Source organism: Gordonia araii NBRC 100433, assembly GCF_000241265.1.
GTDB lineage: Bacteria > Actinomycetota > Actinomycetes > Mycobacteriales > Mycobacteriaceae > Gordonia > Gordonia araii.
On sequence record NZ_BAEE01000028.1, the window covers coordinates 21,830 to 45,114 of the forward strand.

At 67.8% G+C, this 23,285-nt stretch carries 24 protein-coding genes and 1 riboswitch; of the genes, 13 read left to right on the forward strand and 11 right to left on the reverse strand.

From position 1 onward, the window contains the following. The first annotated feature begins 5 nt into the window (after positions 1–5). A complete protein-coding gene (locus GOARA_RS20355) occupies positions 6–506 on the forward strand; it encodes a DUF7161 family protein (RefSeq protein ID WP_007321185.1) in 501 nt (166 codons plus the stop codon). Positions 507–542: 36 nt separating this feature from the next. Here the strand turns inward: GOARA_RS20355 and GOARA_RS04860 are convergent, their stop codons facing one another. Beyond that, positions 543–1,112 (reverse strand): hypothetical protein, encoded by a 570-nt coding sequence (locus tag GOARA_RS04860; RefSeq protein ID WP_138947541.1) that lies wholly within the window; start codon positions 1,110–1,112, stop codon positions 543–545. Between the two features lie 150 nt (positions 1,113–1,262). On the opposite strand from GOARA_RS04860, the gene GOARA_RS04865 reads away from it, so the two are divergent. From GOARA_RS04865 to guaA, 3 genes are read left to right on the forward strand one after another with little or no spacing between them, the layout of a single operon-like run. Then, positions 1,263–1,493 carry a FitA-like ribbon-helix-helix domain-containing protein gene (locus GOARA_RS04865; protein ID WP_040521794.1) on the forward strand — a complete coding sequence of 77 codons (231 nt, stop codon included), beginning with the start codon at positions 1,263–1,265 and terminating at the stop codon, positions 1,491–1,493. After that, a complete protein-coding gene (locus GOARA_RS04870; RefSeq protein WP_007321188.1) occupies positions 1,490–1,912 on the forward strand; it encodes a type II toxin-antitoxin system VapC family toxin in 423 nt (140 codons plus the stop codon). The genes GOARA_RS04865 and GOARA_RS04870 overlap by 4 nt, the downstream gene beginning before the upstream one ends. Positions 1,913–1,967: 55 nt before the next feature. After that, a complete protein-coding gene (gene guaA / locus GOARA_RS04875; RefSeq protein WP_050947162.1) occupies positions 1,968–3,581 on the forward strand; it encodes a glutamine-hydrolyzing GMP synthase in 1,614 nt (537 codons plus the stop codon). A 10-nt stretch (positions 3,582–3,591) separates the two neighbouring features. Here guaA and GOARA_RS04880 read toward each other — a convergent pair whose 3' ends face one another. The 7 genes from GOARA_RS04880 to GOARA_RS20115 all read right to left on the reverse strand — a co-directional run bounded on the left by GOARA_RS04880 (position 3,592) and on the right by GOARA_RS20115 (position 10,562). After that, positions 3,592–4,737, reverse strand: a complete 1,146-nt coding sequence (locus GOARA_RS04880; protein ID WP_280985227.1) for a serine/threonine-protein kinase — start codon at positions 4,735–4,737, stop codon at positions 3,592–3,594. A gap of 19 nt (positions 4,738–4,756) precedes the next feature. Next, a complete protein-coding gene (locus GOARA_RS04885) occupies positions 4,757–5,644 on the reverse strand; it encodes a metal ABC transporter permease (RefSeq protein WP_040521783.1) in 888 nt (295 codons plus the stop codon). After that, complete coding sequence (locus tag GOARA_RS04890; protein WP_007321192.1) at positions 5,641–6,429, reverse strand: metal ABC transporter ATP-binding protein; 789 nt, start codon at positions 6,427–6,429, stop codon at positions 5,641–5,643. The genes GOARA_RS04885 and GOARA_RS04890 overlap by 4 nt, the downstream gene beginning before the upstream one ends. Further along, entirely contained in the window at positions 6,429–7,343 is a 915-nt protein-coding gene (locus GOARA_RS04895) for a metal ABC transporter substrate-binding protein (protein WP_007321193.1), read from the reverse strand. Before GOARA_RS04895 ends, GOARA_RS04890 begins: the two co-directional genes overlap by 1 nt. 7 nt (positions 7,344–7,350) lie before the next feature. Further along, positions 7,351–8,784, reverse strand: coding sequence for an MFS transporter (locus tag GOARA_RS04900; protein WP_007321194.1), 1,434 nt, complete (start codon positions 8,782–8,784; stop codon positions 7,351–7,353). A 72-nt stretch (positions 8,785–8,856) separates the two neighbouring features. Further along, the gene (locus tag GOARA_RS04905; RefSeq protein ID WP_007321195.1) at positions 8,857–10,227 is read right to left on the reverse strand and encodes an LLM class flavin-dependent oxidoreductase; all 1,371 of its coding nucleotides are present in this window, start codon (positions 10,225–10,227) and stop codon (positions 8,857–8,859) included. Between the two features lie 182 nt (positions 10,228–10,409). Beyond that, positions 10,410–10,562, reverse strand: coding sequence for a hypothetical protein (locus tag GOARA_RS20115; protein ID WP_170265705.1), 153 nt, complete (start codon positions 10,560–10,562; stop codon positions 10,410–10,412). 14 nt (positions 10,563–10,576) lie between these two features. Here GOARA_RS20115 and GOARA_RS19715 point away from each other — a divergent pair, with 14 nt between their 5' ends. From GOARA_RS19715 to GOARA_RS04935, 7 genes are all read left to right on the forward strand, one after another. After that, entirely contained in the window at positions 10,577–10,798 is a 222-nt protein-coding gene (locus tag GOARA_RS19715; RefSeq protein ID WP_007321196.1) for a hypothetical protein, read from the forward strand. 60 nt (positions 10,799–10,858) lie between these two features. After that, on the forward strand, positions 10,859–11,890 hold the full coding sequence (locus GOARA_RS04910; protein ID WP_007321197.1) for an Rv2578c family radical SAM protein: 1,032 nt from the start codon (positions 10,859–10,861) through the stop codon (positions 11,888–11,890). A 161-nt stretch (positions 11,891–12,051) separates the two neighbouring features. Further along, the gene (gene imuA', locus GOARA_RS04915; protein ID WP_007321198.1) at positions 12,052–12,831 is read left to right on the forward strand and encodes a DnaE2-dependent mutagenesis accessory factor ImuA'; all 780 of its coding nucleotides are present in this window, start codon (positions 12,052–12,054) and stop codon (positions 12,829–12,831) included. Further along, the gene (locus tag GOARA_RS04920) at positions 12,831–14,393 is read left to right on the forward strand and encodes a DNA polymerase Y family protein (protein ID WP_007321199.1); all 1,563 of its coding nucleotides are present in this window, start codon (positions 12,831–12,833) and stop codon (positions 14,391–14,393) included. The genes imuA' and GOARA_RS04920 overlap by 1 nt, the downstream gene beginning before the upstream one ends. A 60-nt stretch (positions 14,394–14,453) precedes the next feature. Beyond that, positions 14,454–14,696: a type II toxin-antitoxin system VapB family antitoxin gene (locus GOARA_RS04925; protein WP_007321200.1), complete on the forward strand. Its 243-nt coding sequence runs from the start codon at positions 14,454–14,456 to the stop codon at positions 14,694–14,696. Then, a complete protein-coding gene (locus tag GOARA_RS04930) occupies positions 14,693–15,103 on the forward strand; it encodes a type II toxin-antitoxin system VapC family toxin (protein WP_007321201.1) in 411 nt (136 codons plus the stop codon). Before GOARA_RS04925 ends, GOARA_RS04930 begins: the two co-directional genes overlap by 4 nt. Positions 15,104–15,240: 137 nt before the next feature. Continuing rightward, entirely contained in the window at positions 15,241–18,531 is a 3,291-nt protein-coding gene (locus GOARA_RS04935; RefSeq protein ID WP_007321202.1) for an error-prone DNA polymerase, read from the forward strand. A gap of 43 nt (positions 18,532–18,574) precedes the next feature. On the opposite strand, the gene GOARA_RS04940 is transcribed toward GOARA_RS04935, so the two are convergent. Then, entirely contained in the window at positions 18,575–19,039 is a 465-nt protein-coding gene (locus tag GOARA_RS04940) for a tRNA (cytidine(34)-2'-O)-methyltransferase (protein ID WP_007321203.1), read from the reverse strand. 73 nt (positions 19,040–19,112) lie between these two features. Between GOARA_RS04940 and GOARA_RS04945 the strand changes: the two genes are divergently transcribed. Next, complete coding sequence (locus GOARA_RS04945) at positions 19,113–19,979, forward strand: bifunctional methylenetetrahydrofolate dehydrogenase/methenyltetrahydrofolate cyclohydrolase (RefSeq protein ID WP_138947542.1); 867 nt, start codon at positions 19,113–19,115, stop codon at positions 19,977–19,979. A 109-nt stretch (positions 19,980–20,088) separates the two neighbouring features. Beyond that, positions 20,089–20,418 carry a DUF3017 domain-containing protein gene (locus GOARA_RS04950; protein ID WP_040521798.1) on the forward strand — a complete coding sequence of 110 codons (330 nt, stop codon included), beginning with the start codon at positions 20,089–20,091 and terminating at the stop codon, positions 20,416–20,418. A gap of 81 nt (positions 20,419–20,499) precedes the next feature. Here GOARA_RS04950 and metX read toward each other — a convergent pair whose 3' ends face one another. After that, positions 20,500–21,669, reverse strand: a complete 1,170-nt coding sequence (metX, locus tag GOARA_RS04955) for a homoserine O-acetyltransferase MetX (protein WP_007321206.1) — start codon at positions 21,667–21,669, stop codon at positions 20,500–20,502. Positions 21,670–21,707: 38 nt separating this feature from the next. Continuing rightward, positions 21,708–23,027, reverse strand: a complete 1,320-nt coding sequence (locus GOARA_RS04960) for a bifunctional o-acetylhomoserine/o-acetylserine sulfhydrylase (RefSeq protein ID WP_007321207.1) — start codon at positions 23,025–23,027, stop codon at positions 21,708–21,710. Positions 23,028–23,084: 57 nt separating this feature from the next. Further along, positions 23,085–23,200, reverse strand: a riboswitch (SAM riboswitch). Between the last annotated feature and the right edge of the window lie 85 nt (positions 23,201–23,285).

Genomic DNA, 23,285 nt, shown 5'->3' on the forward strand with positions numbered 1-23,285 from the left:
TAACCGTGCGCGCACCGGCCTATGTTTCGCGCGAGAAGCGGTTCTCGCTGGGCATCGACGACGACGGTCGCCGGTACATCTCGATCCCGATCGCCGGCCGAATGGTCGACTACGAGGAGTTCTACGGACTCGACGCTGAAACATACGAGCGCTTGCTCGCCGATCCCGACCGGGCATTCGAGGTCGCCGAGCAATGCCGTGACCGGATGCACGACCGGCTGCTGCTTCATCCGCCCGCACCCGACCGGGGCGCGGCCGATGTTCTCGGTGATCCGGTCCCGATCTGCTACGACCAGGTCGATCTCGCCGGCCGCCGGGCCCTGGTTCTCGTCGATCACCCGACCAACGACGCCGGCTGGCCGGTCGACCTGCCGGCCGGGACCACGCATGTGATCATCGTCGACGACACCCCGAATCCGACGATGACGCTGCGCGTACACCCGATCGGCAAACCCGATGACGTCGTCTACATCGATCATTCTCAGCTGGGCTTCACCGGAAGATAGGTGACGTGAGCGCATCCCTCGACGTCGATGCCCTGACTACCACTGGCTGGCGCGTTCGGTCGACAGGTCGAATCCGTGACCGTCGGAGTTCCGTGTGCAGGAGACGCGCTCTCTCGACGACGTGCAGGTGAACCCGGCCGCGGTGATTTTCGAACCGTAGGGCAGGACCTTCTGCTCGTCAGACGCAACGAAGACGCCCTGATTGAAACAGGAGGGCACGATTGGGCCGTCCTCCTCGATATAGAAACCCTTGGCCAGCTGACTCACCGGAAATGTGGGGTTCACGCAGTTGGCGCCTTTCGGCACTGGCGCGCGCTTCGACTGACAACCCGAAATCAGTCGGCTCAAGCCGCAGTAGGTGTTGCGCGACGGTGTCACGAAGTAGACGCCGAGGGCAGTCGCGTATTCCTTGGGATCGACGGCCACAGCCGCTTCGGCCGGGGTCGTTTCGCTCGACGTTGCCGGTGGAGAATCGGTCGAGGTGAGTGCCGGAGATGTCGACCGCACCGAACTGGTCGTGGCCGGACCAGCTTCAGGACTCGGGCCGCACGCCGCCAGCCCGGCGGCCATCAACAATGTGCCTGGAACAGCCAACCAACGTCGCACCGGAAACCCCTCACATTTGGCAGCGTGTAGTCGGCTATCGAGATGGGCGTTGCCGGCGTTACGGGTAACCCCAAATGAGCTGGGCCATGGATCATCGAAATTATCCGATTTTGATATCATAGTTGATATCACGAAGGGGAGGTGATTGTGATGGCCTCAGTAGTCATTCGGGGTCTCGACGACTCCGTGAAGGAGCAGCTTGCCGCACAGGCGAGGGCTCACGGCCGGTCGATGGAGGCCGAGCTGCGCGACATCCTGGTCCGGGCCGTGCAACGGCCCAATATCGGGCTGGCGATGTACCAGGCGTCGCGTGAACTCGGTGGGATCGACCTCGAAATCCCGGCGCGTACCGACATCGCCCGGGCAGTGGACCTCGAGTGATCGTCCTCGACACGAACGTCGTCTCGGAGGTTCTTCGGAAGCGCCCCGATCCCTCCGTCCTCGCGTGGATGGAGTCCCTGACCGGCGAGGTGGCGATCACGGCGATGACCGCCGCCGAACTCCTCGCCGGGGTACGACGACTTCCGGCAGGTAAACGTCGGGCGGCGCTCGGCTCCATGATTGAGACGGTGCTGCGGACATACCGTGAGAGCGGCGCGGTGCTTCCATTCGACGAGGCCGCCGCCGCGGAGTACGCAGAGGTGCTATTCCGCCGAGAAAAGGCCGGCCTGCCGATCACGACTGCCGATGCGCAGATCGCGGCGATCTGCAGATCGAAACGCGCGGTATGCGCGACACGAAACACGCGGGACTTCGCCAAGACTGGTATCGAACTGGTCGACCCCTGGGCCACCCGGTGAACCCGACGGCGTTGCGCTGACCCACCGGGTCAGATCGACGCCGGGCCGTCCTTCGATGTACACCTCGACGCCCACTAGACTGGCCGCCGTGGCCCAGACTTCCAACGCCAGCCCCCGCCCAGTCCTCGTCGTCGATTTCGGTGCTCAGTACGCGCAGCTGATCGCGCGTCGGGTGCGTGAAGCGCGGATCTACTCCGAGGTGATTGCCCACGACGCTCCGATCGAGGAGTTCCAGGCGAAGAACCCGGCGGCGCTGGTCCTCTCGGGCGGACCGGCGTCGGTCTACGCCGACGGCGCCGCAACGCTAAACCCAGCGATCCTCGACCTCGACATCCCCGTCTTCGGCATCTGCTACGGCTTCCAGGCGATGGCCCAGGCACTAGGCGGCACCGTTGCCAACACGGGCGGACGCGAGTTCGGCCGCACGACGCTCACCACGCAGCCGGGTGTCCTGCACGACGGACTCGGCGAGACCCAACCGGTCTGGATGAGCCACAACGACGCCGTTCAGCAGGCTCCCGACGGCTTCACCGTCACCGGTACCACACCCGGCGCCCCCGTTGCCGCATTCGAGAACACGGCCAAGAAGATGGCCGGCGTCCAGTACCACCCCGAGGTCCTGCACAGCCCGCACGGCCAGCAGGTACTCACCCGATTCCTCTACGAGATCGCCGGCCTGGAACCGACGTGGACCGCGGCCAACATCGCCGAGGCGCTGATCGCCGACGTCCGGCAGCAGGTCGGCGACGATGGTCTGGCCATCTGCGGCCTGTCCGGTGGGGTCGACTCCGCGGTCGCGGCCGCACTGGTCCAGCGCGCCATCGGCGACCGCCTGACCTGTGTCTTCATCGATCATGGTCTACTGCGCGCGGGGGAGCGCGAACAGGTGAAGACCGACTTCGTCGCCTCGACTGGTGCCCGGCTGGTGACCGTCGACGCCGAGGAGAAATTCCTGTCCGACCTGGCAGGCGTCTCCGATCCGGAGACCAAGCGCAAGATCATCGGGCGCGAGTTCATCCGGGCGTTCGAGGACGCCGCGGCAGGCGTCGTCGGCGACCAGGCGGCATCGGGCAAGAAGGTCGAGTTCCTCGTCCAGGGCACGCTCTACCCCGACGTGGTCGAATCCGGCGGCGGGTCCGGCACGGCCAACATCAAGAGCCACCACAACGTCGGCGGCCTGCCCGACGACCTCGAATTCGCCCTCGTCGAGCCGCTGCGGCTGCTTTTCAAGGACGAGGTGCGTGCCGTCGGCCGCGAACTCGGCCTGCCCGAGGAGATCGTCAACCGTCAGCCCTTCCCGGGCCCCGGCCTGGCCATCCGCATCGTCGGCGAGGTCACCAAGGACCGCCTGGACCTGCTGCGCCGCGCCGACCTGATCGCGCGCGAGGAGCTTTCCTCGGCCAACCTCGACGGCCAGATCTGGCAATGTCCCGTCGTCCTGCTCGCCGACGTGAGAAGCGTTGGGGTCCAGGGCGACTCGCGGACCTACGGCCACCCGATCGTGTTGCGCCCGGTCTCGAGCGAGGACGCGATGACCGCCGACTGGACCCGCGTGCCCTACGAGGTTCTCGAGACGATCTCCACCCGGATCACCAACGAGGTGCCCGAGGTCAACCGCGTCGTGCTGGACGTGACCAGCAAGCCGCCGGGCACCATCGAGTGGGAGTAGCGGCGGGCACTCACATCGCCAGCACGAAGACCAGCATCAACAGCGCCAGCACGACCGCCCCGGCGACGATCAGCAAGCTCTTGTCCCAACCCTTGTCGTCCTGCTGCGGGGGCTGGTGGGTCGACGGCGGCGGAGCGGGCACGAACGACCGTCCATACGATCCCGTCGTCACGGCCGGTGCGTAGGACCGCTGGTAGGAACCGGTGACGAGCCGCGGCGGGCGCGGCGTGACCAGCGCCCATACCGGCACGGCGCCGTCGGGACGGCTGATGCGACCGTGGAGTATCTTGTCGGGGGTCGTGCGATTCTGTGCCGCCGCGATCGCTGCCAGCTGGTCGCGGACCGCGATCATCGTCGGACGCTTGGCCGGACTCGGCGTCAGCATCGCCATCAGCATCGGTTCCAGCGGACCGGCCTGCTGCGGCGCGTCGAATCGGGCGCGCGCCACTCGGTCGAGGAGGAAGGTGGTGTCGTCGTCCATGCCGAAGGGCGGCTTGCCCTCGACCATCGTGTAGATAGTCGACCCCAGCGAGTACACGTCCGACGCCTCGCTGGCGGCGGCACCGCGGGCCACCTCGGGGGCGAAGTAGGCGGGCGTCCCCGACACCATGTCGTCGGTGGCGTGCGTATCGTCCTTGAAATCGGCGATACCGAAATCGGTGAGCTTAACCAGCCCGACGTCGCCGCCCGAGCTGGCGACCAGGATGTTGCCCGGCTTGATGTCGCGGTGCAGAACGCCCGCGTAGTGCGCCTCGGCCATGGCGGCGGCGATCTGAGCGCCGATCTGGGCCACCTCGTTGGGCGGAAGCGTCCCGACGGTATGCAGGATCTGCGCGACGCTGCGCGACGGCAGGTATTCCATCACCAGCCACGGGGTCCCGCCGTCGAGGGCGACGTCGTGGACGGCAATGGCGTTGCGGTGAGCCAGTTTTGCCGCGATCCGCCCCTCGCGCATCGCCTTGGCGCGGATGGCCTCGGCACTGTCCTCGGCGAGTCCTTCGAGGGAGACGACGCGTTTGACCGCGACGTCGCGGTTGAGCAATTGGTCCTTGGCCAGCCAGACCGAACCCATGCCGCCCTCGCCGATCCGCGACCGCAGCCGATAGCGCCCGGCGACAAGGTGATCGGGGCCGGGCACCCGCTGCTCGATAGTCACTCCGCGAGTATAGAACCGGCTACGCGGCCACTTCACCGCCTGGCGCCGCAACGATCCGGCCGCGGGACCGGAGCCGTTTGGTCACCACTCCGCGGGTGGGGCCGAAGAGGTAGACGAGGAAGAACAGCACACCCTGCGTGAGCACGACCATTCCACCCGGTGACGTGTCGCGATAGTAGGAGATGTACAGCCCGACCACACCGCACAGGGCCGCGAGGGTGGGCGCCACGATCAGCATGACCCGGAACCGGTCGGTGAGCTGATAGGCGGTGGCTCCCGGAATGATGAGCATCGCGACGACGAGGACGATGCCCACGACCTGCAGCGCGGTGACCGCGGTGAGGGCGAGCAGCCCGAGGAGGATCGCGCCGAGCAGTCGCGGGTTGAGTCCGATCGCGAAGGCGTGGGTCGGGTCGAAGGCGTAGAGCGTGAAGTCGCGGCGCTTGAGGATCAGGACCAGTGCGACGATGGCGCCGAGAATGCCGATCTGGACCAGGTCGGACACCGAGACTCCGAGCAGATTCCCGAAGATGATGTGGTTGAGATCCGTCTGACTCGGGGTGACCGAGATGAGGACAAGACCGAGCGCGAACAACGTGGTGAACACGATCCCGATGGCGGCGTCCTCCTTGACGCGCCCCTGGTTGCGCACCGCGCCGATGAGGGCGACGGCCAGGAACCCGAAGACGACCGCGCCCAGCGCGAAGGGCGCGCCGACGATGTAGGCGAGGACGACGCCGGGCAACACGGCGTGCGACACGGCGTCGCCCATCAGCGACCAGCCGATCAGCACCAGCCAGCACGACAGCAGTGCGCACACCACCGACGCGACGAGCGTCGCGGCGAGCGCACGCGTCATGAATCCGTACTGAAACGGGTCGACGAGCAGATCGATCACCGTACTCATGGCGTACCCGCAACGGTGTCGAGCGGATCGAGGCCGAACGCGCGCACCAGGTTCTCCGGTGTGACCACGTCGGCGGGCGTGCTGTGTGCGAGCACGCGGCGCTGCAGCAGGATCGCCTCGTCGGCCAGGCGCGGCACCGACTGCAGGTCGTGGGTGGAGATGAGGACGGTCGCGCCGGCATCCGCCGCGTCGCGCAGCAGCGCGGTGAGCGCCGCCTCGGACCGCTTGTCGACGCCGGCGAACGGCTCGTCGAGCAGCAGCACCGACGCTTCCTGGGCCAATGCCCGCGCGACGAAGGCGCGCTTGCGCTGGCCGCCCGAGAGCTGGCCGATCTGGCGGTTCTGGAAGTCGGTCAGTTCGACGCGGGCGAGTGCCTCGTCGACGGCGTCGCGGTCGGCACCGCGCGGACGCCGGGTGAAGCCGAGCCGACCGTACCGTCCGGTCATCACGACATCGCGTACCGACAGGGGGAACGCCCAGTCGATCTCCTCGGACTGGGGAACGTAGCTGACCGCGCCCGAGCGCCGCGCCGCCGCGGGAGCCATCCCGTCGATCGCGACGCTGCCCGACGACGGTGTCACCAACCCCATGATCGTCTTGAACAGGGTGGACTTGCCGGAGCCGTTCATCCCGATCAACGCGCACACGGTGGCCTGGGGAACGGTGATGCTGACGTCGTCGAGCGCCAGGATGTCCCCGTACCGGACGGTGACGTCGCGGACGTCGATCGCCGCGTCGCCGAGGGGGCCGCCGGGCTCGGTGGCCACCGCTTCCACCACGGTCATCACGCGGCCTTTCCGGTCAGACCGGCGACGATCGTCTTGGCGTCGTGTCGGATGAGGTCGAGGTAGGTGGGCACCGGGCCGTCGGCCAGGGAGAGCGAGTCGACGTAGAGGGTGCCGCCGAAGCGGGCTCCCGTGGCTCCCACGACCTGCCGCATGGCCTTGTCGGACACGGTGGATTCGCAGAACACGGCCGGCACCCGCTTGCCGCGCACGAAGTCGATCGTGGCCGCGACGCGCTGCGGGGTGGCCTGCTGCTCGGCGTTGACCGGCCAGATGTACCGCTCGGTCAGGCCCGCGTCGCGCGCCAGGTAGGAGAAGGCGCCCTCGCAGGTGACCAGCGCGCGCTCGTTGGCGGGCAGTACTTTCAGCGAGGCCACCAGGTCCTGTTGGACGGCGCGCAGCTTCTTCTTGTAGTCGGCGGCGTTGGCGCGGTAGGTGTCGGCGCCTTCCGCGTCGATGCCGATGAACGCGTCGACGAGGTTGTCGACGTAGATCTCGACGTTCGGCGGACTCATCCACGCGTGCGGATTCGGTTTGCCGGCGTAAGCGTCGGAGGTGATGTCGATCGGCTTCACCCCCTTGCTGGCGACGACGCGCGGAGCATCGACGTCGGCGACGAACTGGGCGAACCACGCCTCCAGGCCGAGGCCGTTGTCGACGATCAGCGACGCCGTGGCCGCTTTGCGGACATCGGCGGGGGTGGGCTCGTATCCGTGGATCTCCGCGCCCGGTTTGGTGATGGATTCGACGGTCAGCCGGTCGCCAGCGACATTGCGGCCGATATCGGCCAAGACGGTGAAGGTGGTGAGCACGACCGGCTTGCCGTCATCGGTCCGCGACTCACCCGAACATCCGGCGAGCACCACAGCCCCGACGAGGGCGAACACCAACGCGACCAACCTCTTTTTCGCCATAGCAATACTATAACTTCGGTTGGCCGAAATTAGAAGTCCGGGGACGGCGAGGAATGGCCAACGCCATAGCGACGGCGAGCCCGCATGCGCCCAGCGAAATGAGACCGGCCAGCACGTATCCGGTCGTCGACGGGATCGTCGTGCTCGCCGGAAGTTCGGATCGGCGGATCGACCAGGCGAGCACCATCCCGACGACAGCGGTCGACAGGGAGGTGCCGACGGCGCGGGCCAGCGAGTTCACCCCGTTGGCCTCCGCCGTCTGCTCGGCGGGCACCGACCGCATGATCTGCGCGGGCATAGCGGCGTAGGCGACGCCGAGCCCGCCGCCCGACAACGCGCCGACCACGGCGATCGTCACCCAGTTCAACTGCCACACATCGGCCAGGGCGAGCAGCAGGACGACGAAGGCGACGCCCATGCCTCCGGCCCCGACGGCCAGCGCGATTCGCGGACCGTACATCCGGCACAGCTGCGAACACACCGGTGCGCTGAGGAACATCAGAAGCCCGGCCGGCGTGAGGATCAGGCTGGCCACCAGCATGTCGAAACCCATTCCCGCGCGCATCCACTCCGGCGTCATGAGCAGTTGGATCGGGAGCATCTGCATCGTGTAGAACGCGAAGCCGATCGCGACCGACGCGAGGTTCGTCAACAGCACCGGCCGGTCGGCGACGATCCTCAAGTCGATCAGCGGGGCGTCGAGCCCGAGCTCGTAGCGGCCCCAGACGACGGCGATCGCCGCCGATGCCGCGAGCAGGCCGAGCGTGGCCGGATGGCTCCATCCCCACGCCGCACCGCGGGAGAGGGGGAGCAGCATCGCCGTCAGCAACAGGAGCAAGCCGGCCGCCCCGGCGAAATCGAAGTGCCCGCCGGGTGGCGGATGTGGCTCGCGCACCACGAGGGTGACCCCGACCATCGCGACGAGGGCGACCCCCGCCGAGACGACGAACAGGGTGTGCCAGTCGAAGGCCTGGGCGATCGACGCGGCGAACGGCAAACCCAGCGCGCTGCCGATGCCCAGCGATCCGCTCATCATGCCGATGGCCGACCCCAGGCGCTCCTGCGGCACGATGTCGCGCATGATGCTGATGCCCAGCGGGATCGTGCCGATGCCCAGGCCCTGAAGGCCGCGTCCGATCAGGAAGGGCAGCAGCGTGGGGGAGAGTGCGCAACCGATCGATCCGATCGCGACGCACAGCAGGCTGAGCAACAGGATGCGGCGCTTGCCGTACATGTCGCCGAGTCGTCCGGAGATCGGTGTGACGACCGCGCCGACGAGAAGCGTGATCGTCAACGCCCACGCGGTGTTCTCGGGCTCCGCGTCGAGCAGACCGGGCAGGCCGGGGATCAGCGGGATGATGATCGTCTGCATGAGCGCGACGACGATGCCCGCGTTGCAGAGCGCGGCGACCGCGAGCCAGGGAGTCCGACCGCGCTGCATCTATCGATGCTACTTCTATATAAGGCACGATCCTTCTCCGGGTGCTCCGCCGCCGCCGCGACCCCTCGCGCGTCAGGCGCCCAGTCGCAACTCCGCGTCGCGGAAATCGGCGGGCAGATCCTCCTGCGGGTCGCCCAGGCCGAGGTGCTCGCGCAGCGTCGTCCCCTCGTACTCGGTGCGGAACAGGCCGCGACGACGCAGTTCCGGCACGACGTAGTCGACGAACTCGTTGAAAGTGCCGGGCGTCTGGGCGCTGGAGACGATGAACCCGTCGGCCTCCCCGCCGTTGAAGGATTCCTCGATCTGGTCGGCGATGTCGGCGGCGGTGCCGACGAACTGCGGCAGGAGGACGCCCTGCGCGTACAGCTTGCCGATGTCGCGCAGGGTGAGGCTGTCGCGCTGGGACAGCCGTCGCGCGACGTCGAACAGTCCCTGGGTGCCGCTCACGGTGATGTCCTCGACGGGCGCGTCGAGGTCGTACTGCGAGAAGTCGTGATCGGTGTGCACCGAAAGCGTGATGAGACCGGAGATCGGGTCGGCGAGCTCGTTGTGGAAGGCCTGCTTCTCCCGGGCGATCGACTCGGTCTCCCCGATGAACGGGATGAACGACGGGAAGATCTTGACGTGGTCAGGGTTGCGGCCGAAGTTCGACGCCCGCGACTTGACGTCGTCGTAGTAGGCCTTGCGGCCCTCCGGCGTCGGATCGATCTCGAAGATCGCCTCCGCCCAGCGCGCCGCGAAATTCTTCCCGGTGTCCGACGACCCGGCCTGGATCAGCACTGGCCGGTGCTGCGGCGAACGCGGCTGGTTGAGCGGTCCGCGCGAGCGGTAGTGGTCGCCGACGTGGTCGATCGGGTGGATCTTCGACGGGTCGGCCCAGACGCCCGACTCCTTGTCCGCGGTGACCGCGTCGACGTCCCAGCTCGACCAAAGCTTGACCGCGGTGCTCACGAACTCCTCGGCCAGCTTGTAGCGCTGGTCGTGCTCGACATGCTCGTCGAACCCGAAGTTCTGCGCCTCGGCCTGCGAGAGCGAGGTGACGATGTTCCAGGCGATCCGGCCCCGGCTGAGATGGTCGAGCGAGCCGAAGACGCGCGCGACCTCGTAGGGGTGGAAGTAGGTCGTCGACTTGGTCACCGCGATGCCCAGCCGGGTCGTGACGGCGGCGATGCTGGCGGCGACGAGGCTCGGGTCGATCGTGGCCGCGGCCTGGGTGCCTCGCCGGAACGGCTCGGACTGGTCGCCGCCGAAGCGGACCGGTGCGGCGAGCAGGTCGGCTAAGAACGCGAAGTCGAAGGTGCCGCGCTCGAGGATCCGGCCGACCCGGTGATAGTGGTCGGCGCTGAAATAGTCGGTCTCCGATCCCGGATGCCGCCAGGCGGCGTGCGAATGGGTGACGGGCGAGGCGATGAGGAAGCCTCCGAGGTGGAGCTGGCGAGTCATGATTCGGTCCTTGGATCGAGGTGTGGTGTCGGTGGGACCAGTGAAGCCGCCGGCCCGCGGCTGGGTCGACCTTGCAACCGTGGTGATTCGAAGCGAGCGCCGGGCCCGCGGCGGTCAGCGGGCCCACGGCGGGCTGGGTACGCTGTGGACGAATTCTCCGCGTCTCCTCCGAAACCGAAGGCTCACATGACGTTGCCGACCGGATCTCGCGACCTTCTCGCTCGGATACTGCTGGTGTTGGCCGCACTCGGCGCCTTCGGCTCGGTCTGGTCGGCGGCCGAGGCCGTGTCGAAGGCCGACGACGCGCTGCGGGTCACCGCCGTCCACGATCTCACCGGCTTTCCGGTGTATGCCGCGCTCTTCCTGCTTTCTGGCGTGGCGACCGCGCGGCCTGCCGGGAGTATGGGAGGTGCTGATCGCCCAGAAGCTGATCGTCGGGCTTCTGCTGTTGGCCGCCTTCCGCGACGCCGACGGCGCCGTCCTGACCGGGACCGTGGATGTCGCACTGGCCGGCGTTCTCCTCGTCGCCTACTGGGCGGCCAGGGGATGGAAGGCCTGGTCCGGGCGCTGACCGGGCGCTCGTCGTCCGCGCCGCATTGACAGCCAATAGAACATATGTTCGCATTGAGCCATGCGGTGGTCAGAACAGACGATCGAGTCCGACGACGGCGGGCTGCCCGGGCTCGGGCGCGCGGATCTCGTGCGGACGGTCACGACGCCGGAGTTCGCCGGCATCACCTTCCACGAGGTGCTGTGCCGGTCGCTGCTCAACCCGGTCCCGGTGTCGTCGGGTATGCCGTTCCGGTTCAGCATCAACACTTTTCGCGGCTGCACCCATGCCTGTCGGTACTGTTTCGCGCGGCCGTCCCACGAGTACCTCGACTTCGACGCCGGTGAGGATTTCAATCGCCAGATCGTCGTCAAACTCAACGCCGCCGCGGTGCTGCGGAAAGAGTTACGACGACGGTCGTGGCGGCGTGAAGTGGTTGCGCTCGGCAGCAATACCGACCCGTATCAGCGGGCCGAGGGGCGGTATCGGTTGATGCCGCCGATCATCGGCGCGCTCGCAGCGTCGGGAACACCGTTTTCCATCTTGACCAAGGGCACACTGCTCCAGCGCGACCTGCCGCTGCTGCGCCAGGCGGCCGATGTCGTCGACGTCTCGCTCTCGGTGTCGCTGGCCATGGTCGACGACGAGCTGGCCAAGCACCTCGACCCCGGCGCCCCGTCGCCCCGGGCGCGGCTGGAACTCATCGGTGCCCTGGCCGACGCCGGGTTCTCCCCGCATGTGATGGTTGCGCCCGTGGTGCCGTATCTGACTGATTCGGCGGCCCATCTCGACGCGTTGTTCGGTGAGGTCGCCGCCGCGGGGGCGGTCAGCGTCTCGGCGATACCGATGCACCTCCGGTCGTCGACGAAGGGGTGGTTCCTGCAGTGGTTGGCCGACGAGCATCCGGCACTCGTGAAGCGTTATCGAGCGCTGTACGGCCGGGGCGCCTACGTGTCCGGTGAGTACTCGTCGTGGCTCGCGCAGCGCCTGCGTCCACTGGCCGCGCGGCACGGTCTGATGGGGCAGCCGGGGCCCACGCCGCCCGCAGAATCCACGCCGGTTCCATCGGTGGCTCCGGGAGCTGCGACGATGGCGGAGCCGACCCTGTTTTAGCGCTCTGAACTGGGGTAATGCTCTCTCTTGCGCGTTGTCGGGCTGGGGGTCTACAGTCTGTCTATCGAATAAATGTTCGATGAAGCTCGGTATCTTCCCGACCAGCTTCGCGGGTGGCTCGCCGATCCGGCGGGCACGGGTGAAACACGGTCGGAGAAGACATGGGTGAAGCAGCGATCAGCCCCACCATCGCGCAACTGCGCCAGGCGATGGCCAAGGTCGGGGCAAATGCCGGTGGCGCGGTGCCGCGGGGGAATTCCGATGCCGGACCGGGGGAAGACGGTCTGGTGCCGGAGATCCTGGCGGTGCCCGCCTCGCTCGCCGAATTGTTTCCCTGGGGAGGGTTGGCGCGGGGCAGCGTGGTGGCGGCTTCGAGGACCGGGTCGCTGCTGCTCTCGATGATCGCCGCGAGCAGCGGGGCCGGAGCGCAGGTCGCGGTCGTCGGACTGCCCCGGTTGAGCATGCTCGCCGCCGCCGAGATGGGTGCGGAGCTTTCTCGGATCGCCCTCGTCGCCGACCCCGGTCCCGATCCGCTGCAGATCGCGACGGTCCTGCTCGACGGAATGGATCTGGTGGTGCTCAACCTCGGCGGGATGTCGGTACAGCCGTCGCGCGCCAAGGTTCTCGCCGCCCGGGCCCGACGCAACTCGGCGGTGCTGCTGGTCGTCGACGGCCGGTGGCCGGGAGCCGCCGCGCATCTGTCGGCGCGGGTGAGCGGGTACCGGACGTCGCCGACGGGATCGGTATGCGGTTATGGCCGGATCGACGGGTGGGACCTGTCGGTGTCATTGCGTTCACGCAACCGTCCGCTACGGCACACCAGATTCACCGCTACCGACGGTGGCCGAGGTTTCGATGCGTCGGCTCCGTCGTCGCCGACACTCAACCCGGTGGTGGCCGCGACGGGGGAGCGGCTGTGTCGAGAGCCGGAGTCCGTCTGATGGCCCGCCGGACTCTAGCCCTGTGGGCGCCGGATTGGCCGGCCGTCGCCGCTGCCGCCGAGCGAGATCTTCCGCCCGACGTGCCGATCGCGGTCCTCGCCGCCAACCGCGTCGTGGCGTGCTCGGTGCCGGCACGACGCTCGGGTGTGCGCCGCGGTATGCGCAAACGGCAAGCGCAATCTTCGTGCCCCGAGTTGGTCATCGTCGCCGACGATCCTGACCGCGACGGCCGGTTGTTCGGCCCGGTGGTCGAGGCGGTCACCGTCATCCTGCCCGCGGCCGAAGTGCTGCGGCCGGGGTTGTTGGCAGCACCGTTGTCGGGGACGCGGTATTTCGGCTCCGAGGAGAACGTGGGCGCGGCGGTTGTGGAAGCGGTCGCAGACGTCGGAGCCGAGGTGCAAGTGGGTGTCGCCGACGACATGTTCACCGCGGTGCTGGCGGCACGCCGGGAGTGCTTCGTCGCACCAGGCGGTGACCGGGAGTTCCTGGCTCCGCTGTCGATCCGAGAACTGGCGGTCGAGCCCAGCTTGGGCGGTGACTCCCGGGAGGAACTGGTGGATCTGCTGTGGCGCTTGGGAATTCGCAGGATGGGCGCCTTTGCGGCGCTCTCCGCCGCCGACGTGGCCGGCCGATTCGACGCCGATGCCGCCTTCGCTCACCGGCAGGCGTCGGGAAAACCGGGACGCGCACCATCGGCGACACCGCCGCCCCCGGAACTGACCGTCGTCTACGCATGCGACCCACCGGTCGAACGCATCGACGCCGCGGCCTTCCTGGCCCGGCGGCTCACCGCGCAGTTGCACGAGCGACTCACCGCCGCATCGGTGTCCTGCACCCGTCTGGCTGTCCACGCGAGAACCGAACGAGGACAAGAGAATTCGCGTATCTGGTGCTGTGCGCTGCCGCTGACCCCGGAGGCGACAGCCGATCGGGTGCGCTGGCAGCTCGAAGGGTGGCTGACCGAGGGGGCCACCGGGGTGGGCGAGGGGCCGGACTCCCCGGTCGTCGAGTTGCGGTTGGAGCCGATCGAAGTGTCCACCGGGACGGGGCTGCAGTACGCCCTGGCCGGATCGGGGATGGTGTCGGGGATCGACGGTCCGCGCGCCGAGCGAATCCGCCGCTCCCTGGTGCGAGTCCAGGGTCTGCTGGGGATGGACGCGGTGACGATCCCGGTTCGCAGCGGCGGTCGTGGCCCCGCTGAACAGATCACGCTGGTGCCGGCGGGCGAAGCGGCGGTCCCGGAGCGGCCGGTGGGCGTGCCGTGGCCGTCGCGGTTGCCCGAACCGACCCCGGCCGTCCTGGTCGACACTCCGGTGCGGCTGCGCGACTCCGCGGGGGAGTCGGTGACGGTGACCGCACGAGGAGCGTTCACCGGCGAACCGGTCGCGGTCGCGACCGAGGACCGAGGCTGGTCGGTGCACTGGTGGGCGGGTCCCTGGCCGTGCGGGCTTTCCGGCGACGGGATTCTCGCCCGCGCCCAGGTGCTGCTCGACGACGAGCGGGCACTGCTGCTTCGTTTCGGTCCCGATGAGCAATGGCGGATCGAGGGGGTTTACGAGTGAACGGCCTTCGTGTTTCCGGAAAGGTATATTGGTACCTCTCGATGAGAAGGTTGGTACCTAATGGCGATGAACATCAAGAATCCGCAGACACACGAGATGGTCAAGCAGATCGCCAGACTCACTGGGGAGAGTCAGGAGGCGGTGGTGCGCTCGGCCGTTGAATCCCGCCTGCGTGCCTTGCTTGCCGAAGACGAAGCTCGGCGGATCCTCGTTCGAGGCGCTGAGATCGGCGACATGCTCGAACTAACCGCGGGCACCGACCTGACTGCCGACCTCTATGACGAGAGCGGTCTGCCCGGATGATCGTCGACACCTCGGCCGTGATGGCGATCCTCACCGGCGAGGCCGACGCGCAGCGCTACGCCGGTGCCTTGGCCGCCAACGCCTCGGTCATGTCGGCGGGCACCTACCTGGAGTGTGCGATCGTGATCGACCGCAAGGGCCTGTCGCAAGCCAGCCGGGCGTTTGATTCCTGGCTGAGAGCCGCACGGATCGAGGTGGTCCCCGTCACCGTCGAGCAGGTACAGATCGCTCGGCGGGCGTTCGCGGACTTCGGCAAGGGGAGCGGCCATCCGGCTCAGCTCAATTACGGCGATTGCTTCGCCTACGCCCTCGCCGTCGACCGCGACGAACCGTTGCTCTGGAAGGGGGTGGACTTCACTCACACCGGGGTCAGGTCTGCACTCGACGCCCACCGGGACGGTTGTTAGCCACGGGTGGTGTGGCCGGGACGTGTTTCGTTGCGGTGTGTTGGGCCGGGCATCGTTGGGGGAATGTGCCGAGGCTGTCGAGCGGACGGTTGGGCACTAGTCCGACCCTACGAACATATGTTCGATAAGATGGGGCGGTGGGCTGGAACAACGGTCCGTCGAGCTGGGCGGAGATGGAACGGGTGCTCTCCGGGCGGCCGCGCTCGGGGCAGAACGTGCGCGACGACGTCCTGCCCGACGATCAGCACGTCGATGACACCGGCGTTCCCGACGGCGGGGACGGTCCGGCATGGTCGCGCAAACGGGAGGCCTATCTTGCCGACGAGACGGTCCGTCCGGTCCGGTCCGCGGCGCCGTTCGCCGAACTGCACGCGCATAGCGCATTCAGCTTTCTCGACGGGGCGTCGACGCCGGAGGAGATGGTGGAGGAGGCGGTGCGTCTGGACCTCAAGGCGCTGGCGCTCACCGACCACGACGGCTTCTACGGAGTAGTGCGCTTCGCCGAGGCGGCGCGCGAGTTCGGATTGCCCACCGTCTTCGGCGCCGAGCTGTCCCTGGCGCACGACGCGGTGCGAACCGGTGTCCCCGATCCGCCGGGGGAACATCTGCTGGTCCTCGCCCGCGGACCGGAGGGCTACCGGAGGCTGTCCCGGGCGATGGCGGCCGCGCACATGAGCGGTGGAGAGAAAGGGCTGCTGCGCTACGACCTCGACGAGCTGTCGGAGGCGTCCGGGGAGTGGCTCATCCTCACCGGATGTCGCAAAGGAGCCTTCCGTCGAGCGCTCGACCGCGGGGGGCCCGAGGCTGCGCGCCGGGCGCTGGGTGACCTGATCGAGCGATTCGGCCACGACAACGTCGTCGTCGAGCTCACCGCCACCGGCCAGCCCGACGATGACGAGCGCAACGCGGTCCTGGCCGGACTCGCCGCGGAATGCAGGCTGCCGACCGTCGCGACGACGGGAGCGCACTTCGCCGGACCGCACCGTCGGCGGCTGGCGATGGCCATGGCCGCGATCCGGGCCCGCACCGACATCGAGACCATCGACGGCTGGATGCCCGGGGTCGGGGGAGCGCATCTGCGCAGCGGCGACGAGATGATGCGGCTGCTGTCCGCTCACCCCGGAGCGATCGACAATGCCGTCAACCTTGCCGCCGATTGCGCATTCACGCTGGACCTCATCGCTCCGCAACTTCCTCCGTTCACAGTCGACGACGGTTACACCGAGGCCACCTGGCTGCGCGAACTCACCATGCGGGGGGCGGCGAACCGCTATGGCCCGCCAGAGAAGAATCCAGACGCCTATCGGCAGATCGAGCGCGAGTTGGCGATCATCGAGGACCTTGAGTTCCCCGGCTACTTCCTCATCGTCCACGACATCGTCGATTTCTGTCGTAAAGAGGAGATCTTTTGCCAGGGGCGGGGTAGTGCCGCCAACTCGGCCGTCTGTTTCGCATTGGGCATCACTTCGGTGGACCCGATCGGGACCGGCCTCCTCTTCGAGCGCTTCCTCTCCACGGAGCGCGACGGGCCGCCTGATATTGACGTCGACATCGAGTCCGACCGCCGCGAAGAAGCGATTCAATACGTCTACGAGAAGTACGGCCGGGACAACAGCGCTCAGGTCGCCAATGTCATCACCTACCGTCGGCGTTCGGCCATCCGCGACACCGCGCGCGCCCTCGGTTATGCGACTGGGCAGCAGGACGCGTGGAGCCGGATGCCCGACAAGGCACCCGACGACGTCAAGGAGCTGGCCGCCCAGATCGCCGGCCTTCCAAGGCATTTGGGCATTCATTCCGGTGGCATGGTGATCTGTGACCGGCCGATCGCCGACGTGTGTCCCACCGAATGGGCGCGGATGAAGGATCGCAGCATCCTGCAGTGGGACAAGGACGACTGTGCTGCCATCGGCCTGGTGAAATTCGACCTTCTCGGGCTGGGGATGCTCTCGGCGCTGCACTACATGATCGATCTCGTCTCCGAGCACGAGGGGATCCACGTCGACCTCGCGAAGCTCGAACTGACCGACCCCGCCGTCTACGACATGCTGTGCCGGGCCGACTCGGTCGGCGTGTTCCAGGTGGAGTCGCGCGCCCAGATGGCGACGCTGCCGCGACTCAAACCGCGCAACTTCTACGACCTGGTCATCGAGGTCGCCCTGATCCGCCCCGGTCCTATCCAGGGCGGATCTGTGCATCCGTACATCCGGCATCGCAAGGACCCCGAGTCAGTGCACTACGACCATCCCGCCCTCAAGCCCGTGCTTCGCCGCACCCTCGGCGTCCCGCTATTCCAGGAACAGCTCATGCAGATGGCAGTCGATGTCGCGGGATTCAGCGCGGCCGAGGCCGACCAGCTGCGCCGGGCGATGGGCTCCAAGCGGTCGCCGGAGAAGATGGCAGCTCTGCGTCAAAGGCTCTTCGACGGCATGCGCGATCTGCACGGCATCACCGGTGACACCGCCCAGGGCATCTACGAGAAGATGGCGGCTTTCGCCAACTTCGGCTTCCCGGAGAGCCATTCGCAGAGCTTCGCGTCGTTGGTGTTCTATTCGGCCTGGTTCAAGCTGTATCACCCGGCGGCGTTCTGTGCCGCGTTGCTGCGGGCGCAACCGATGGGGTTCTATTCGCCGCAGTCACTGGTGGCCGACGCGCGCCGTCACGGCGTGACGGTGCACCGCCCGGACCTGAACGCGTCGTTGCCGCACGCCACGCTGGAGGAGGCGGGGGCTCACGTGCGACTGGGGCTGGCCGGGGTGCGGACCGTCGGCGACGAGGTGGCCAAGCGGATCGTCGACGAACGCACGGCGTACGGACCGTTCCTCGATCTCGACGATGCGGCCGCGCGCGTCGAGCTGACCCAGGCGCAATGGGAGGCACTCGCGACAGCGGGCGCGCTCGACTCCTTCGGCATGACCAGACGCCAGGCGTTGTGGGCGGCGGGAGAGGTGTCGCGGCGCAAGCACGATCAGCTACCGCTGCGTCCGGGCTCGCCGACGCCGGAACTGCCCGGGCTTTCGGATGTGGAGTCGGCCGCGGCCGACGCGTGGGCCACCGGCATCACGCCGACCAGTTACCCGACGCAGTACCTGCGTCCGCGCCTGAATGCGATGGGCGTGGTGCCCGCCGACCAACTGCTGAGCGTCGACGACGGTGCCCGCGTCCTTGTCGCAGGGGCGGTCACCCACCGCCAGCGGCCGGCGACCGCGTCCGGGGTCACGTTCATCAACCTCGAGGACGAGACGGGCATGGTGAACGTCATGTGCTCGGTCGGCTTGTGGCGCAAGTACCGCGAGTTGGCGCATACGGCATCGGCGCTGGTGATTCGCGGAAAGGTGCAGAACGCCGAAGGAGCGGTGACGGTGGTGGCCGACCGGTTGCAGAAGATGGATCTGCGGATCGGTACCCGGTCGCGGGACTGGTGCTGAGCCGTTCCCCGGGCGCCATCAACCAGCGGCGGATTCCAGTGGCCTACACCGCGCCGTCGAATCCGTGCTGCCGCCACGCCTCGTAGACGGCCAGTGACGCGGAGTTGGCGAGGTTGTGCGACCGTCGGTCGGGAAGCATGGGGATACGCAGCTGGTCGGTGACGTGCGGGTCGGCGAGCATCTCGTCGGACAGTCCCGTCGGTTCCGGCCCGAACATCAGGACGTCGCCCCGCCGGTAGTCCACATCGGTGAAGAAGCGCGTCGCGTGGGCGGTGAAGGCGAACACCCGCTCGGGTCGCAGTGCTTCCCACGCCGCCGCCAGATCGGCGTGGACCGTCACGTGCGCCATCTCGTGATAGTCCAGCCCGGCGCGTTTGACCTGTGCATCGGTCATCTCGAACCCGAGTGGTTCGACGAGGTGCAGCTCGCAGCCGGTGTTGGCGGCCAGCCGGATCGCGTTGCCGGTATTCGGCGGGATGCACGGCTGCACGAACAGGATGCGGAACACGCTCGCACGGTAGCAGCCGTGCAGCCGGGGCGGCGGCGTCGCCCGACCGTCGCGACATGGAACAATGGCAGCCGTGACAGCGACACGACTCGACGGCATCGCCACGCGCGATGAAATCTTCACCGACCTGGCCACCAGGGTCGAAAAGCTCAAGGCCGCCGGCATCGAGCCGGGGCTGGGCACGATCCTCGTCGGCGACGATCCGGGGTCGCAGTCCTACGTCAAGGGCAAGCACAACGACTGCGCCAAGATCGGTGTCAACTCGATCCGCAAGGATCTGCCCGCCGACATCACGACCGAGCAGCTCAACGCCGCGATCGACGAGTTGAACGCCGATCCCGGCTGCACCGGCTACATCGTTCAGCTGCCGTTGCCGCGCCACCTCGACGAGAACGCCGCGCTCGAAAAGATCGATCCGGACAAGGATGCCGACGGCCTGCACCCGATCAACCTGGGCCGCCTCGTCCTCGGCAAGGAGTCGACACTGCCGTGTACGCCGCGCGGCGTCATCCACCTCCTGCGCCGATACGACATCCCCATCGACGGGGCGCGGGTCACCGTCATCGGGCGCGGCGTCACCATCGGCCGGCCCATCGGGCTGCTGCTGACGCGCCGCAGCGAGAACGCCACGGTCACGCTGTGCCACACGGGCACGCGCGATCTGGCCGCCGAAACCAAGCGCGCCGACATCATCGTCGCCGCGGCCGGCGTCGGGCACCTGATCAAACCCGACATGGTCGCGCCGGGCGCTGCGGTCATCGACGTCGGCGTGAGTCGCGGCGACGACGGGAAACTCGTCGGCGACGTTCACCCCGACGTGTGGGAGGTCGCCGGTGCGGTGTCGCCCAATCCTGGCGGCGTCGGGCCGCTGACCAGGGCATTCCTGCTCGTCAACATTATCGAGCGGGCCGAGGCCCAACTGGCGGCACGAGGAGCATGACGTGACCGATTCCGGCCGCGCCGAGCCCGAGCACAACGTGACGCCGCACGTCGACGTCGCGCCGGAGGCTCAGCCCGTCACCGCGGTCGCGAACATCGACCTGCCGGAGATCGAGACGCCGCCGACCAACGCCGAGCGCGCCAAGAAGCTGCGGCGGGCCAGGGTCCGCCGCTGGTACGTCATGCAGATCCCATATTTCTTGGTGCTGTTCGTCGTCCTGGTGGCCGGGATCCTGGTCTTCGTCGACCGCTGGCGCCGAGGGGCCTTCGTCTTCGGTGGAGCATTGGCCTTCGGCGCCGTGCTACGGGCCTTCTTGCCGACGAGTCGCGCGGGCCTGCTTCAGGTCCGCAGTCGCGGATTCGACGTCGCGGCGTTGGCGACGCTGGCGACGGTCGTGCTGTGGATGGCGACGACGATCGACCCGCTGGGCACGCGCTGAGTTCAAATTTGTCCGCTGTCGGCGCCTTCGTGGCCGATATGTCCTCGTCGCGGCCTGTGGCCGACGAATTTGTCCGGGCGGCTAGCGAGCCAGCGCGACGGTCTGCCGCAGCAGGTCGGCGATGGCGTCGAATTCGATGAGGAAAGCGTCGTGTCCGTACACCGACTCGACGACGCGGAGCCCGCCGACGCAATTGCCGAGTCCGGCGGCCAACTCCTCCTGCAGCCGCAACGGATACAGGCGGTCGGTGTCGATCCCGCCGACGACGACCGGCGTCTGGCATGAGCCGAGCGCCGCGGCGACGCCCCCGCGTCCGCGGCCGACGTCATGGTTGTTGAGTACCTCGGTCAGCGCCACATACGACGCCGGGTCGAAACGGGCGACGATCTTGTCGGCCTGGTGGTCGAGGTAGCTCTGCACCGCGTAGCGTCCGTGGTGCAACGGATCTTCTTGTCCCTGAGGGGAATTGGCGAACCGGCTGTCGAGTTCCAGCTCGTTCCGATACGTGAGATGGGCGATCCTTCGTGCGACGCCCATCCCGGCGGTCGGTGCGACGCCGGTGCCGTGGTAGTCGCCGCCCTGCCAGGCCGGGTCGGCCTTGATGGCGGCGATCTGGGTGGTTTGGGTGCCGATCTGATCGGCGGTGGCGCGTGCGCCGACGGCGAGTACCAGCGCGGCGCGGGTCCGTTCCGGGTACTCGATCGCCCACTCCAGGGCGCGGGCGCCGCCCATCGACCCGCCGACGGCGGCGGCCACCGAGGTGACCCCCAACTGATCGAGGAGCGCGGCTTCGGCGCGCACCTGGTCTAGGACGGTGATCTGCGGGAAGCGTGAACCCCACGGCTTGCCGTCGGGAGCAAGCGAGGACGGTCCGGTCGAGCCGTTGCATCCGCCGAGCACGTTGGCGGCGATGACGCACCACTCGTCGGTGTCGAGGGCCGATCCGGGGCCGATGAGTCCGTCCCACCAGCCGGGCGCGGTGTGCTCGTCGTTGGCCGGACCCGTGATGTAGGTGTCGGCCGTGAGAGCGTGCAGCACCAGGACGATGTTGTCGCGCGCGGCGTTGGGTTTGCCCCACCGCGAGAAGACCATCGTGACCTCGGGGATCGTCGATCCTCCGTCGAGGGAGATCGAGCCGACCGGGATCTGGTGGAGCGAGCCATCGGGGGTCTGCGCCCAATCCGGTTCAACCGCCGACGACGGCGCGGACGTAGCGTCCACGCCGTGTCGGCGACTGTTCAGGATTGTCATTTTCGCTTCGCTGATCGCGCAGCCCTGGCCTTTCTTCGTTAACCCTTCGCCGCGGCGAAGCCCTGTTCGAGGTCGGCGAGGATGTCGTCGATGCCCTCGATGCCCACCGACAGGCGGACGAGGCCGGGCGTGACACCGGCGGAGAGCTGTTCCTCGCCGGACAGCTGGCTGTGGGTCGTCGACGCGGGGTGGATGACGAGGGAGCGCACGTCGCCGATGTTGGCGACGTGGCTGTGCAGCGTCAGCGCGTCCACGAACTTCTTGCCGGCTTCGACGCCGCCTTCGAGCTCGAAGCTGATGACCGAGCCGGTGCCCTTGGGGAGCAGCTTGCCGGCCAGTTCCTTGTACGGCGACGAGTCGAGATCGGCGTAGTAGACCTTCTCCACCTGCGGGTGCTTGGTGAGGAAGTCGGCGACCTTCTTGGTGTTCTCGATATGCCGCTCCACCCGCAGGCTCAACGTCTCGATGCCCTGCGCGATGAGGAAGGCGTTGAACGGCGAGATCGCCGCACCGGTGTCGCGCAGCAGTTGCACACGGGCCTTCAGCGCGTACGCCGGAGCGCCGAGGTCGACGAACTTGACGCCGCCGTAGCTCGGGTCGGGCTGCGTGAAGCCGGGGAAGAGGTCTTCGCCGTCGCGCTGCACCGACCAGTCGAAGTTGCCGCCGTCGATGATGACGCCGCCGATGGTGGTGCCGTGCCCGCCGATCCATTTGGTGGTCGAGTGCACGACGATGTCGGCGCCGTGCTGCAAGGGGTTGAGCAGGTACGGCGTGGCGACGGTGTTGTCGACGATGAGCGGCACACCGTTGCGGTGGGCGACCTCGGAGACGGCGGCGACGTCGAGGACCTCGATCTTCGGGTTGGAGATCGTCTCCCCGAAGAAGGCTCGGGTGTTGGGACGCACCGCGGCCTGCCAGGACTCGGGGTCATCGGGATCGTCGACGAAGGTGACCTCGATGCCGAACTTCGGCAGCGTGTAGTGGAAGAGGTTGTACGTGCCGCCGTAGAGACGCGGGCTGGAGACGACGTGGCCGCCGGCCTCGACGATGTTCTGGATCGCGTAGGTCTCCGCAGCCTGGCCCGATGCGAGGAGCAACGCGGCGACGCCGCCCTCGAGCGCGGCGAGGCGCTGCTCGACGACGTCCTGCGTCGGGTTCATGATGCGGGTGTAGATGTTGCCCGGCTCGGCCAGCCCGAACAGGTTGGCGGCGTGAGTCGTGTCGTTGAAGACGTACGAAGTGGTCTGGTAGATCGGCAGGGCCCGTGCGTTGGTCGCCGTGTCGACGCCCTGGCCTGCATGGACCTGCTTGGTCTCGAAGCTCCAGGCAGCAGTCGGATCTTCGGGAGTTTGCGACATGGTTCTGATTCACCTTCCGGTCGGTTCGGGTTGCCCCGGCCATGGGTCCGACCGTCGGACCCGCGCTTGCCGTGCGGCGTTTCCGCACGACCAGGTCATCACCCCGGAGCACCCCACCGCGGTTGGAGGGTTGCCGGTCAGCGAGCCGGGACTTCGCGCTGACGCTCTGGACCTGTCCACAAGGATATAACACCGCTTCTCGCGTCCTTGTTGGGTCTGGATTCAGCGTGAACGCAATTGGAAATCAGATGTGACCTG